The organism is Vibrio owensii CAIM 1854 = LMG 25443, from assembly GCF_000817815.1.
In the GTDB taxonomy this organism is placed as follows: Bacteria; Pseudomonadota; Gammaproteobacteria; order Enterobacterales; family Vibrionaceae; genus Vibrio; species Vibrio owensii.
The window spans coordinates 19036-32490 of record NZ_JPRD01000049.1 but is presented as its reverse complement, the minus strand read 5'-3'; the positions used below and the strand labels follow the sequence as shown (position 1 = coordinate 32490).

The 13455-nt window shown below is 45.6% G+C and carries 10 protein-coding genes; 3 read left to right on the top strand and 7 right to left on the bottom strand.

Annotated elements, in window-relative coordinates; translation table 11 throughout:
- Positions 1–2637, bottom strand: a complete 2637-nt coding sequence (locus H735_RS23090) for a hybrid sensor histidine kinase/response regulator (protein WP_020194120.1) — start codon at positions 2635–2637, stop codon at positions 1–3.
- A gap of 631 nt (positions 2638–3268) precedes the next feature.
- On the opposite strand from H735_RS23090, the gene H735_RS23085 reads away from it, so the two are divergent.
- Entirely contained in the window at positions 3269–4702 is a 1434-nt protein-coding gene (locus tag H735_RS23085) for a glyceraldehyde-3-phosphate dehydrogenase (protein ID WP_005442427.1), read from the top strand.
- A 256-nt stretch (positions 4703–4958) separates the two neighbouring features.
- Positions 4959–5180, top strand: a complete 222-nt coding sequence (locus tag H735_RS23080) for a hypothetical protein (protein ID WP_005442428.1) — start codon at positions 4959–4961, stop codon at positions 5178–5180.
- Positions 5181–5339: 159 nt separating this feature from the next.
- On the opposite strand, the gene H735_RS23075 is transcribed toward H735_RS23080, so the two are convergent.
- The 4 genes from H735_RS23075 to H735_RS23060 all read right to left on the bottom strand — a co-directional run bounded on the left by H735_RS23075 (position 5340) and on the right by H735_RS23060 (position 7796).
- Positions 5340–5954, bottom strand: coding sequence for a LysE family translocator (locus H735_RS23075; protein WP_005433441.1), 615 nt, complete (start codon positions 5952–5954; stop codon positions 5340–5342).
- 108 nt (positions 5955–6062) lie between these two features.
- Complete coding sequence (locus H735_RS23070; RefSeq protein ID WP_020194119.1) at positions 6063–6977, bottom strand: LysR family transcriptional regulator; 915 nt, start codon at positions 6975–6977, stop codon at positions 6063–6065.
- Positions 6967–7344, bottom strand: a complete 378-nt coding sequence (locus H735_RS23065; RefSeq protein ID WP_020194118.1) for a nuclear transport factor 2 family protein — start codon at positions 7342–7344, stop codon at positions 6967–6969. Before H735_RS23065 ends, H735_RS23070 begins: the two co-directional genes overlap by 11 nt.
- Positions 7341–7796 carry an Lrp/AsnC family transcriptional regulator gene (locus tag H735_RS23060; RefSeq protein WP_005442432.1) on the bottom strand — a complete coding sequence of 152 codons (456 nt, stop codon included), beginning with the start codon at positions 7794–7796 and terminating at the stop codon, positions 7341–7343. Before H735_RS23060 ends, H735_RS23065 begins: the two co-directional genes overlap by 4 nt.
- A 176-nt stretch (positions 7797–7972) precedes the next feature.
- Here H735_RS23060 and yjeH point away from each other — a divergent pair, with 176 nt between their 5' ends.
- Positions 7973–9235 (top strand): L-methionine/branched-chain amino acid transporter, encoded by a 1263-nt coding sequence (gene yjeH / locus H735_RS23055; protein WP_020194117.1) that lies wholly within the window; start codon positions 7973–7975, stop codon positions 9233–9235.
- A 61-nt stretch (positions 9236–9296) separates the two neighbouring features.
- Here yjeH and H735_RS23050 read toward each other — a convergent pair whose 3' ends face one another.
- Complete coding sequence (locus H735_RS23050; protein ID WP_020194116.1) at positions 9297–12347, bottom strand: efflux RND transporter permease subunit; 3051 nt, start codon at positions 12345–12347, stop codon at positions 9297–9299.
- Positions 12347–13444 (bottom strand): efflux RND transporter periplasmic adaptor subunit, encoded by a 1098-nt coding sequence (locus H735_RS23045; RefSeq protein WP_020194115.1) that lies wholly within the window; start codon positions 13442–13444, stop codon positions 12347–12349. The genes H735_RS23050 and H735_RS23045 overlap by 1 nt, the downstream gene beginning before the upstream one ends.
- Positions 13445–13455: the final 11 nt, after the last annotated feature.

Genomic DNA, 13455 nt, shown 5'->3' with positions numbered 1-13455 from the left:
TTAAGCAAGCTTTAGTTCATTAAACAACTCAAATAGTTGATTCGATTTGTAAGGTTTCGGTAAGTATGCATCCATCCCTGCAGCAAAACAGTTTTGGATATCTTCTTCTAGCACGCTAGCTGTAAGAGCAATGATTGTGATTTTGTCGCTCCCGACTTCTTTCTCCCAACGACGAATCTCTTTTGTCGCAGTCAACCCGTCCATTACTGGCATCATGCAGTCCATCAAAATGGCATCAAACTGCTCGCCTGTAGTGATTGCCTCCAGAGCTTCCTGCCCATTACTCGCGATGAGATAATCGTATCCAGCTTTATCTAGAAAGAAACTGGCTATCTTTTGGTTCATCAAATTGTCTTCGGCAATCAAAATGCGACGGTGCGTGCGTGACTGATTAATATTGTGAATCACAGCCGATTGCGTGACATGGTAACTTTTAGCATTCTGTTCAACTTGAGCAAGCTCATCAATGGCATGCCTAAAGCGATTACCAAGAAATGGCTGAGTCAGCACCGCATGAATTCGTTCTGAGTTGGTATAGGTGGTGGTAAGGTGATGTTGGCAAACAATGATTCGGCTCGCGTCGACGTAATTCTCTAACTCATCAATAGCTGAATCCAGCTTACTTTTGCCATCATGACAGTAAAAAATGACTTCAGATTCTCTTGCGGAGGAGGTCAAATCCTCAATGTGCTTAACCTCTGAGAGTTGTATTCCTGCCAAGCGGCATTCTTTAACGATTTGGTCGGTGTAAGGGTATTGGTCTGCGATGAGTATACCGGTTCGGATTATTTCTGAACGCCAGCCAACAATTGGAAGCACTTCCACTTCGATTGAGAATTCGAAACTGGTTCCAATCCCTTTAGATGATGTCGCAGTGAGTTTGCCCCCCATCATGGCAACCAATTGACGACAAATCGCTAAACCTAATCCGGTGCCACCAAACTGGCGTGAGATGCCTTCATCTTCCTGAGTAAAAGGTTCGAATATGGTATTCAGTTTGTCTCGCTCAATACCTACCCCTGTGTCTGTCACTCTGAACGTTAGGAAAACGCTCTTTTGCGTCGTCGACTCTTGATAATCAACATCGACTGAAATGTGCCCTTCATGGGTGAACTTCACCGCATTCGAAACTAAGTTCATGATGATCTGTTTGATGCGGTGATCGTCGACCATAATGCGCGGAGGAATACGTTCATCCAGGTTGATGTTTAATTCCAATTGCTTAGACGTTGCCTTGGATTGAAATAAAATCATCGACTGATAGACGACCTCGCGAATGTCCGTCTCTATTAAGGAAAGTTGCAAGTGTCCGGATTCAATTTTCGATAAATCAAGAATGTCGTTTAGTAGAGTCAACAACGTATGAGACGAAGTATCGATATCGGTTAAGACTTCTTTCTGATGATCGGAAAGATCACTTTGCGACAGTATCTCCGTCATCCCAATAATGCCATTTAGCGGAGTTCGTATTTCATGGGACATGCTGGCAAGAAAGACCGATTTTGCGCGGTTTGCAGAGATGGCTGACTCTTTGGTTTTAAGAATCTCTTCTGTTTGTCGGTTTTGCTCTTCCATCATGCGATTGACTTGCTGCGCGAAAATGGTGAATTCATCATTACCGTCAACGGCAACCTTCTCTCCTTTCACATGCTCATGGATGAGAGTGTTGAGAGAGTGAATGATAGCGTCCAGTTTGCTGTGCACTCGATACCAAGTACCAAATCCCAACCAACACAATAAGACGATGATAACCATGACTCCCGATGTCATCAACGTGATGCTTTGTTTTTGAGAGCTGACTTGGACTAATAGCGCACTCTCAACTTGCTGAGTGAACCCTTCAGTCATCACTTGTAAACGTTGCACGCGGTGGTCAAGGTCTCTCAGATAAGTCACATAGTCCGATTGCGACAACTCACCAGCCATCAAACGTCCACGAGCTTCAATGCTAGAGAGATAGCGCGGCGATGTGTACAAGCTCAGTAGTTTATCAACTTGCTCATTTGAAGCCCCTAGCTTTAGGAACCCTTCCAAACTTTGCTGTTGTCGCTCAATGGCTTGGAAAAACATCCCTTGATTCGGCTTGCTTTCTGGCTCTAACACCAAGCGATAGGTCAACCATGCCTCTTTTTGCGTCCAATAAGAAAGCTGTGCGAGATAAGCAATGAAGTCTTGCATCCAATGCGCCTCGTCACTTTCGAATAGATGGTAATGCTGAACCAGCGCTTCAGACATTTCCTGTAAGAGACGAAATGACCAATCTCCCGCATCCACACTGTCACTTATGTCACCAGAGATCACATCTAACATGGCTCGCTTTAAATCATCGGAGTACTCCAAGGTGTGGCTGTTTTTCATGAATTTGTCATAAATGGCGAGCGCTTTATCTCGTTGAACTTTGACTTCAATAGGAAGAGGCTGTTCTTCTCCATATTGGTGCCGCTCTTTCTCCATCTCGTATACAAAGTGAGAGGCTTCTGAAATCAGCTTTAAGCCTTGAATATTACTGACGGTTTGGTTGAGTCTGACGACTCGTTGGGAGTTAACAGAGAATTGGTGAACGGCGAACACAGAAATAACCACCGCAGGTAACAGTGCGAGTAGAGCTAAACGTAATTTTATAGAAAGTTTTATCATCCGTTCGCCCGAGTTAAGAAAAGGCCCTCGAATTAATACTAGACTACTTTCATAGATTGAATATGAACTTATGCGAAGGGTTTTATTGGCGCTTTTGCTTCGCTTATCTGCTCAAATAGGCAAAAACAACACTTAGAGCCCTTTGTTGCACCAAGGTTAACCAAACAAAAAGTGTGACTACTTGCAAAATTTTGCAGCATCATTTTTAAACAGATTTGGTTAAATCGACTCATACCATTGGTGAATCCCGATCTACCGCTAAAAAGCGCCTAAAACGTTTACTATTTTCGTGTTAAAGATAACAAGAATCACAAAAACCAAATGCACCCTATCATTGTTACAACCTTCATATTTGAAACGATCCTTTATCATCGCGAATTAAGTTTCATATTTGTAAAAAGTCAATCCCCATCAAACCCTGCCTTAGTCACATTAATCGACCATCAAAAAGACGATTCACGACACTTTAAACTGGATTTATTTTTCCTAGCAGAATAAGACCTCCACCCGTACAATCCGCACACATAATTATTACAACCCAATTACAAAACACCCTCACTTCACGCTCTACCGTTGAGGTAACAGCAGAAAGTAAGGTCAGCCCCCAAAACGTGAAAGGTCCAAAACAACAATGAGTCCAGAGAAATATCTCCAAGACTGGCAAACTAGCCAAACGATTGCTGAATCTATCTCCCCTCTTATTGGTAAGCTGTATCGTCAAAAAGGAATCGAAGTGGTTCTGTTTGGTAAAACACTTATCAACGCAACAACCATCGACATTCTCAAAACTCACCGTATTGCAAGACGTTACACCGGAAGCCCTCTCTCTCTAGAACAAACCATGCCAATCATCCAAGCATTGTGCGAAATGAGCATTTCATCTTGCAGAGTAGATGTTGGTCAGCTTGCTGGTATGTACTGGAAAGATCACGAAGACACAGCTGCACTTAACGACTTCTTACACACCGCTTTACATGGTGCTCGCGATGCAGATTCATCTCTGGCTGCTCGTGATGTGGTTCTTTATGGTTTCGGTCGTATCGGTCGCCTATTGACTCGCCTGCTGATTGAAAAGAGCGGTCCTGGTTACCCACTGCGTCTGCGTGCAATTGTTGTGCGTGGCGGTAAGAAAGGCGACTTAGAAAAGCGTGCTAGCTTGCTGCGTCGTGACTCTGTTCATGGACAATTCAACGGCAGCATCGTGATTGACGAAGAGCGTAAAGCGCTAATCGTGAACGGTAACTACATTCAAATCATTTACGCTAACAGCCCAAGTGATGTGGACTATTCTGTTTACGGTATCAACAACGCACTTGTTGTTGATAACACAGGTGTTTGGCGTGATGCCGAAGGTCTTAGCCAACATGTGGCATGTAACGGAGCAGAGAAAGTACTACTTACTGCACCAGGTAAAGGTGACATCAAGAACGTCGTATTTGGTGTGAATGAATCTGTGATTCAAGAAGATGACACTATCATCTCTGCAGCGAGTTGTACGACTAACGCCATCACTCCGGTTCTAAAAGCACTTAACGATAAGTACGGCGTGCTTTCTGGCCACATTGAGACCGTTCACTCTTACACCAACGATCAAAACCTAATCGACAACTTCCACTCAGGCGATCGTCGTGGTCGCAGCGCTTCATTGAACATGGTTCTAACATCAACAGGTGCAGCGAAAGCGGTAGCAAAAGCACTGCCGGAACTTGCAGGTAAGCTTACAGGCAACGCAATTCGTGTACCTACTCCAAACGTATCAATGGCAGTTGCGAACCTAAACTTAGGTGAAGATGTAGACCGTGATTCGCTAAACGAATACCTACGTGAAATGGCATTGAACTCTGAGCTTTCTGCGCAGATCGATTACACAGATTCGACAGAAATCGTATCAAGCGACCTAGTTGGCTCTCGCCACGCAGGTGTGGTAGATGGTCAAGCGACCATCGCTCAAGACAAGCGTTGTGTACTGTACATCTGGTACGACAACGAATTCGGTTACAGCTGCCAAGTTGTGCACTGTATGGAACAAATGATGGGCGTTCGTTACCAAACATTCCCTCAATAAGGTGAACCTTGCTCCACAACGTTAACCACAATGTGTAACGAGCAACACCCCAGCATTTGTTTTAAATAATAAGCGCCTTGCGCATTACTAATATACTTCCCCGCTTATACGCCTGATGACCCTCAGGCGTTTTTTCGTTTTTAAGACACTTTGACATTCCTCAGACAAATCGATGCGAAATTGAACGGTATATTCATGTTTCGTTCATATTCAAACTCGTAATATGAACCCATAGATTGAAAGAGAGGTCATGATTATGAATCGAATTATCGTTACTGCACTAGCACTGATTACTGGCTTTTTTACTTTGGTATTCAGCCTAATCATGGCGATTCCATTGACCATCGCTGCACTGATTACTGGTAAACGTATTGAAAAGCGCGTGAAGCAAATGCAACAAGAAATGCATGAAGAGTATGAATTCAATACGGGCAAATCCGACGCGATTGAAGGCGAGTTTGAAGAAGTTCGTCGCTAACGCTTCTGAAGGTTCCACACTCCCCCTATGTTCCTGAGCAACCTTCTTTGCTGACATCCTATCTCGTTAAGAGTTAGGATGTTTTTTTGTCTGCCATATACAAAAAAAGGCTACCATCGCGGTAGCCTTTTTGCTTTTTATACAATGCGTTCGACTTAGTTAAATCGTCACAACCACTCGCACAGCTAATAGCATCAAAACGATGCCAGATAGTCGGTCAATCAGTACCGCTTTTGAGCGAATACGGTCAACGACGCGCGAGTTCGACAGCACCAATGTGATGAACGTGTACCACAAACCATCGACGACAAACGGTGTCGCGACGATAATCATTTGGTTGCTCAGATCGTTACCCAGTGCCACAAACTGACTGAACAATGCGATGAAGAACAGAGCAATCTTCGGGCTTAGAATCGAAATAAGAAAGCCTTCTCGCGCCGATTGTAAAACCGTCGTCTCTTCACCGGATTCGAGCTTCGCTGCCACACCTCCTTTTGAGCGCAATGCATTGAAACCGAGATACGCCAAGTAAGCAGCACCTGCCAAACTAATAGTCTTAAATAGCAACGGGCTTTGTTGAAGTACCACTGCCAAACCTATCAAGGTAATGAACGCATAAATACCAATACCAAACGCGTGCGCCCATGCGGTAGCCAAACCATTCACGCGGCCACCAGCTAATGAGTGCTTAGCGACAATCGCTAAACTTGGACCTGGCGACATTGCCCCTAATAAACACACGGTAAAAAGTGATAACCAAACTGTTAGTGTCATAAGAATCTCCCCTCTTTGACGCTAATCTATCAACGGAACAGGTATAATTAGAAATCAAAGTTTTTCATACTAAGCATGATTTCAAATCATAACCTAATAAGGCATTTATTATCGGATGGAATACTCTGAAATCTGCATGACCGAACGAATCTCTTCGCGCACCCATTTATGCGCAGGATCGGTATCGTATTTTGGATGCCACATTAACCAATACTGATGAATAGGCGTTTCGAGAGGCAGTGCTTTATGGGCTAAATCCCAATGCTTCGCAAGATTGACCGCAATATGCTCTGGAACCACCATCAGATGTTCACTAGAAACTAAGCGATTGATGGCAGCAGAGAAGAAAGGCACTTTGAACGTAATATGACGTGTATGCCCTAGTTCTCTTAATGCTAAGTCGGTGTAGGAATCTTTATCTCCACCGCCTGTGACTTTAATGTGGGAGTAAGAAATTAAATCTTCAACACTGATACTGTCTTGCTTTGCTAACGGATGAGCAGCTTTCATCAAACAAACTGATGAGTCTTCACCAATCTTCACACTAGATACCCCCTGAGGCTTTTCTGGATACATGGAAGACGCGATATGAATACCAGTCTCGTGAAGCTTATCGAGAAAGTCTGGCTGCCACAGTCGGTACGCCATATCTAACTGAGGAGCAAAGCCACTCAAATGAGAGGCAATGTCAGGGAGGACGTATTGAGCGACATAATCACTTGATGCAAATACTAACTCCGCTTTCCAATCCTCAGGTTCAAAAGGCTTGTCATCGAGAAGGTGATCGAATTCCGCTAATAAGTCATCTAACTTCTCTTTTAGAAGCAATGCTCTTGGTGTTGGAATGAGTTGGTTACCCTGCCGAACCAATAAAGGGTCGCCGCACAATTCACGTAACTGCGCTAATTGACGGCTTACTGCGGATTGGGTGATGTGCAAACGCTCGGCAGTTCTGCTCACATGGCACTCTTCAAGTAATACATGTAAAGAGCGCAGCAGATTCAGGTTAATGTTATTTAGCACGTTCTACCCACTTTGAGCGCCAATCTGCTGCTGCATACTCTTCTGGCCAATATTCAACTTGCTTGCAAATCAATCCATCTCGCACAGTGTGGAAAGTAATCGCGCGATCAGAGCGAACCCCATCGCTAACAATCACATCAGTGACCACCTGTTCGCCTTCCCCCACAATACGCTCAATCGTAAAAGTCCACTCACCTTCTGCTGGGTAAGCAGAATTCAATTGGGCAAAATTCCTTCTGCCACGAATCACTTCTTTTGTCAGCGGCCAAACAACTTCACAATCGGGCGCAAGGAGTTCCGCTGCCGCATAGAAGTCATTGCTTGCCATTACTTTCCAGAAATTGAGGACGATGTCTTTCTCGGTCATTTTACGAACTTGCTCCCTGTGGTATTGAAAAACTCCGTTAACACGGTATGTGTCATCACGTTACGAAGTTCTGGATAACTTTGGATATAGTCTCGAATCTCGTTGAGGCGAGCGATATTTGGCACTTCGACGAATAACATCATATCGGTTTCACCACTGATCGCATGGCACCATTTCACGCCATCGATTTTGTACAGATCATTCGCGTAGTTATCACAGTGATGGCTAGAAGCTGATGTATCAAACTTCAGCGCCATATACGCGCAAATCGTCGACTCTTTCGATGTTGCAATATCGGCATGATAGCCAAGGATCACTTGGTCTTTTTCTAGCTTTTTGATTCGTGCGGTCACAGCAGAACGTGACAAGTTAACTTGCTCTGAGATTTCAGTAATAGAGAGACGGGCGTTCTGCCGTAAGAGGTCTATGATCTGATGATCAAATTTGTCCATAACATCACCAAGCTTTCCTTAATTTTGTCATTCTACTCAATTACAACTTATTGAAAACCGACAATTTGCGGTTTATCGGCAAAACAACCGTCATTTTGACGGTCGACAACATCATTTTGCTGTGCAGAATTTAGATATGCTTGTGGCTTGCATTACCTAGACGTTCAGAGGTCGTTATGGAACAACTCAAAAAAGACATTACGCTGATATCCGGAATCGGTCAGCTCTCAACAACCTTAATGGGCACGGGTCTATTTATGATCCCAGCGATTGCCGCTGGCATTGCAGGTCACTTTTCGCTTTGGGCTTGGATTATTCTATTTATCGCTATTTGCCCTATCGCCCTTACCTTCGCTCAATTAGGCAAACGCTACCCAAGTGCTGGCGGCACAGCATTTTTCGTCCGCAAAGCCTTCAACAGTAAGCTAGAGAGCAGCGTGGCGTGGTTGTTCGTTAGCGTCATTCCTGTTGGTGTGCCTGCCGCTGTCGCACTTGCTGCAGGCTTTTTACAACAACTGTTACCAGAGTCCATTAGTAATCACCTTTTCGCTCAAATTCTCACGGTCGCTCTGTTAATGGTGGTCAACTTGCTCGGCACCAAGTCATCTGGTCGCTTACAAACCATTATCGCACTGAGCATTTTTGCTCTAGTCGGTGCATTTCTGTGGAAAGGCGATGTTGGTTCTGTCGATTTAACCATGCCTGTCATTACGATGGATTCAACGTGGTCGATTGCAGCAGCTTTGGGCGTGATGTTCTGGTGTTTTGTTGGAATAGAAGCTTTTGCTCATATGGGCGAAGAGTTTAAGAACCCACAGCGAGACTTCCCAATTGCGATTATCGTTGGCTGTTTTGTCGCCGGCGCGACCTATTGGGCATGTTCTGTTGTGATACTAAAATTTGGTGCTTACGGCAGTGCAGAGTTCGACAGCGCATCAATTCCTTGGCTAAGTGCCCATCTATTTGGTGATCACGCCAAATGGCTAATCAGTGTTATCGGTTTCTCTGCGTGTTTTGCGAGTGTGAACCTCTACACTCAAAGCCTAGCTCGAATGGTGTGGGCGCAAGCAAGAGAACACAAGCCAACCAGCGCCATCGCGAGAGTGTCAGTTCGAGGCGTTCCAGCAAATGCCACGTTAATCGTCGGCGCTATATTGCTTGCTTCTTGTATTATTGGCTCGCTATCCGGATTAGATTTGGAGTTCTTCCTTAAGCTTGCGAATGGTATTTTTGTGCTGGTCTATCTTTTAGCCATGCTTGCTGCTTACAAATTGCTACAAGGTTGGGGAAAGATCCTCGCAGGAATTTCTCTTGTATTGTGTACAGCAGTATTCATTTGTTTGGGTTGGTCTATGCTCTACGCCGTTACTATTTTTGCCATGCTCTCTTTACCGTGGAAGCAATGGCGAAAAAAGCACACTAGACGGGTGACTGAATAAGCAAAACAAGTACCCAAAAAAGAAGGAGCCAAATGGCTCCTTCTTAAGTTTTAACGGTATTTTATGCCGTCTCTATTTTTACGCGGAAGAAAATGGCGTAAAACAGCGGGATGACAACCAAAGTAAGAATCGTGGCAAACAATAGACCGAACATAATGGTCACCGCCATGCTCTTAAAGAACGGGTCAACCAACAACGGGGCAACACCCAAAATAGTCGTGAATGCGCCCAGTAGAACCGGACGGGCACGACTTAGTGCTGCATCAATAATCGCGGTATACGGCGTTTTACCTTCACGAATTTCAACATCCGCTTGGTCCACCAATACAATCGCGTTTTTCACCATCATACCAATCAAGCTTAAGAAGCCGAGAATAGCCATAAACTCAAACGGTGTTTGGAAGATGATAAGCCCCACGGTGACGCCGACAACCGCGAGCGGTGCCGTTAGCCAAATCACCAATGGCTGACGCAGTGCGTTGAACATAAAAATCACCGAAAGGATCATCGCGGCAAACCCATATGGCGCTGAGATTACCAGTCCTTCATTGGCATCTTTCGACGCTTTATATTCCCCATACCATTTCAACTCGTACCCTGCTGGCAACTCGATAGCTTCAATTTGAGAACGTACTTGCTTGAATGCATCCGCTGTTAATACACCCGGAGCTGGATCCGCTTGCACCAGAATCGTCGGCATGCGGTCAATTCGACGCAAAATGGCATCTTGGTATACCACATCCACAGAGTTCACTAGTTGACTTACCGGAATATAAGCACCGACCGTTGGGCTAAAAACTTCTGTATTTTCAATCGCACGTTGGTGGCTGCGCTCATTTTCTGGCGCACGGACAACGATTGGGATCAAATCATCTCCCTCTCGATACACGCCCACATTTCGGCCTGTTAAGGTTTGTGCAATGGCTTGATTAATTTCCATCGTTGTCAGCCCGTATCTTTGCGCTTCTTCGGCAGAATATGCCGGGCGAAGCACAGGAACTTGTTGACGCCAATCATCCTGAACCGCTATCAAGTTGCTGTCTGCTAGCATGATAGCTTTCGCTTGCTCTGCTAGTTGGCGCAACACCGCACTATCAGGCCCTTTGAAACCGGCTTCTATCTTCTTACCGCCTCCGCGACCAAGCATGAACTTCCACACTTTGATGGACGCATCTGGGTATTTGGCTTCTAACTCGCTTTGTAGCTCACCCAGTAACGGGGCGATCTTTGTGTAATCGTCAATATCAATCAGCAGTTGACCGTAACTTGGGTTACGAGCTTCTGGCGCGTAGGTCAGCATGAAACGTAAGCCGCCGCCACCAATAAAACTGGTGATGTTGGTAATTCCCTCTTTGGCTTTCACATCTTGCTCAATACTCGCGACCACAGCTTCAGTACGTTTGATATCAGAGCCTTGCGGCAAGTAAACATCCACAACAAATTGCGGGCGTTGAGACTCTGGCATAAAGCCCGGTGGTACAAACTTCACGCCCCAAATTGCTGCTGTCATCATTCCCAGCAACAGTGCACAACTGATGATGCGGTATTTTAATACCCATGCGAGCAGTGACTTGTAGCTTGCCACGACGCGACTAGGCTTCTTATCTGCATTTGCCGCTTTTACTTTGAGGAAATCGTGACACAGCATTGGTGTTACTGTGACTGCGAATACCCAACTAAGGAGCATTGAGTAAAGGATCACCCAAAACAGAGAACCTGCGTATTCCCCCATGCCTGAAGGCGATAAACCAATTGCACTGAATGCACAGATACCAACGACGGTTCCTCCTAACAACGGCCACTTGGTTGCATCGACAACTTCAGACACCACAGCGTTGCGATCAGCGTCTGGATCTTGTTGAAAACGAACCAAGATACCGTCGGTCACTACAATGGCATTATCCACCAGCATACCCAAGGCAATGATCAACGCCCCAAGAGAGATTCGCTGCATTGCAATATCTTCAATGAGCATGATGCACAGGGTACCTGCGACCGTTAGTAGAAGAACAAAGCCGATAATGACGCCCGAGCGTCCCCCCATAAACAGCAGAAGCACGACGAATACAATGCCAACCGCAGCGATCAAGTTGTCGATAAAGTTCGCCACCGATGCGCGCACCGAGTCTGACTGCATCGAAATCACATTCAGCTCCATCCCCAATGGACGCTGACTTTCCAACTCAGCCAAACGTGCTTTAACTGCGTCTCCCATATCCACAACGTTACCGCCGGATACGTTGGAGATACCAAAGCCCACAGCTCGCTCACCATTGAAACGCATCAACATGGTTGCTGGCGTTTGGTAACCGCGAGTGATGTCTGCAATGTCGCCTAAACGAAGTACAGTATTGTTGTTACCCAGCCCTACCTGCAGGTTTTTCAGGTCAGCAACTGAGTCAATATTGGAACTTGGGATCACAGGAATGCGCATCGCATTGGTTTCGATGCTGCCAGCTACTGTGACTAAGTTTTGCTTTTGCAGAACCTGAAACACTTTCTCAACTGATACACCAAATTCGGCTAACCGCTCACTTGAGATTTCTACGAAGATGGTTTCTTGCTGTTGTGCCAGCGTCGCTGTTTTCGCTACACCCGGAACAAGTACGATTTCACGACGTAAACCATCGACATAATCTTGCAATTGCTTATCGCTGACCCCTTCACCAGTAACGGCAAAGAACAAGGCATACACATCCGCAAAGTCATCATTCACAATTGATGGCCCTGCTCCCGGTGGAAGCTGGCGCTGTGCGTCTGTCACTTTACGGCGAAGTTTATCCCATACTTGCTGTAGCTCTGCGGCGCTGCCTGCAAACTCCAACTTGATCTCGACCGTGACCTCTGACATTCCTTGCATCGAGACGGATTTCACTTCTTTGACTTCTTGCAAAGCCTGAACAGCACCTTCGATAACATCGGTCACTTCATCAGAGACTTCCTGTGCCGTCGCACCTGAGTATGGGGTTGCAATCACCGCCTGACGAATAACAAACTCAGGGTCCTCAAAGCGGCCTAGTTTGAGGTAACTGATGTAACCGCCTAACAGTATCAGAGCAATCAGCACCCAAACACTCGTTCGCTTGGCTATGGTATAACGTGCAATGTCCATCATTGTGCTCCAGCGCGATCATCCGTGTAAGGGCGAACTTCCATCCCCTCTCTCACACTTGATACCCCAGCAATGATCACCTTCTCACCCAACGAAAGGTGTTCCGTGACAATAATGCGATCTTTGCTGAGCGCACCAATTGCCACATAACGCTTCTGTGCTTTGTTGTCATTACCAACAACCCAGACAAATTGCTTGCCTTGGTTATCTGGGACAATAGACGTCAGCGGTAAAGTAATTTGTTGATTCTGAGCTTTACCAGAGGAAGAAACAGGCAACACTTTCACCGCCATTCCCGGTAATACATGGAAACCATTCAAGTGTTCGAAGCCCAACACAACTGGATAAGTCTGAGACACAGGGTCTGCAACGGTCGCCACTGTACGCAGCTTTAATGGAAAAGATTGACCTGGAATGGCTGAGATTTCAGCAATCGCTTTAGTCTCCTCTTTACCAGAGAGCATCACTTTATGCGGAATGTGGATGACCACCTCAAGATCATTAATATTATGAACAATCAAGATCGGTGCATTTGCTTGGACCTGAATGTAATTGTCAACCAACTTGCGTCCAACCACACCATCAAAAGGAGCAAAGATTTGGGTGTATTCTAGATGACGTTTTGCATCTTCCACACGTGTACGAGCAAGGTTATAGCGTGTCGTGATGGTATCTAGGTCAGCCTTTGAAATTGCTTGGCTTTTCTTAAATACAGCTTGAGCTCGCTCGTACTCACGAGACACATTCTCAAACTCTAATTGCGCTGACACCAATGCGTTTTTTGCATCTCGATCATCTAAGGAAGCAAGCAGTTGCCCCTTGCTTACTTCATCTCCTTCCTTAACGAAAATATTGGTCAGTTTTCCACTTACTCGGAAAGAAAGATCTGCACTATCTGCAGCACGCACGATGCCATTAAAGCTGAGCTCCGTTGCTGACTGGGTACTAACTACCTCCGTAAGTGCAGGCTTAGCAGTAGGGACAACCACTGAAGGATTCGCCTCACTACCACAGCCGCTAAGGTTAATAACGGACATCAACAATGCCGAGGTTACACTCAATTTAAGAACTTTTTGGCCAACTTTTGCTACGACCATAGATACTTCAC

Bases quoted from the DNA above. Each gene is read 5' to 3' on its own strand.
- H735_RS23045 (WP_020194115.1), bottom strand. From the start codon at position 13,444: ATGGTCGTAGCAAAAGTTGGCCAAAAAGTTCTTAAATTGAGTGTAACC.
- H735_RS23050 (WP_020194116.1), bottom strand. From the start codon at position 12,347: ATGGACATTGCACGTTATACCATAGCCAAGCGAACGAGTGTTTGGGTG.
- H735_RS23090 (WP_020194120.1), bottom strand. From the start codon at position 2,637: ATGATAAAACTTTCTATAAAATTACGTTTAGCTCTACTCGCACTGTTA.
- H735_RS23065 (WP_020194118.1), bottom strand. From the start codon at position 7,344: ATGACCGAGAAAGACATCGTCCTCAATTTCTGGAAAGTAATGGCAAGC.
- H735_RS23060 (WP_005442432.1), bottom strand. From the start codon at position 7,796: ATGGACAAATTTGATCATCAGATCATAGACCTCTTACGGCAGAACGCC.
- H735_RS23075 (WP_005433441.1), bottom strand. From the start codon at position 5,954: ATGACACTAACAGTTTGGTTATCACTTTTTACCGTGTGTTTATTAGGG.
- yjeH (WP_020194117.1), top strand. From the start codon at position 7,973: ATGGAACAACTCAAAAAAGACATTACGCTGATATCCGGAATCGGTCAG.
- H735_RS23080 (WP_005442428.1), top strand. From the start codon at position 4,959: ATGAATCGAATTATCGTTACTGCACTAGCACTGATTACTGGCTTTTTT.
- H735_RS23085 (WP_005442427.1), top strand. From the start codon at position 3,269: ATGAGTCCAGAGAAATATCTCCAAGACTGGCAAACTAGCCAAACGATT.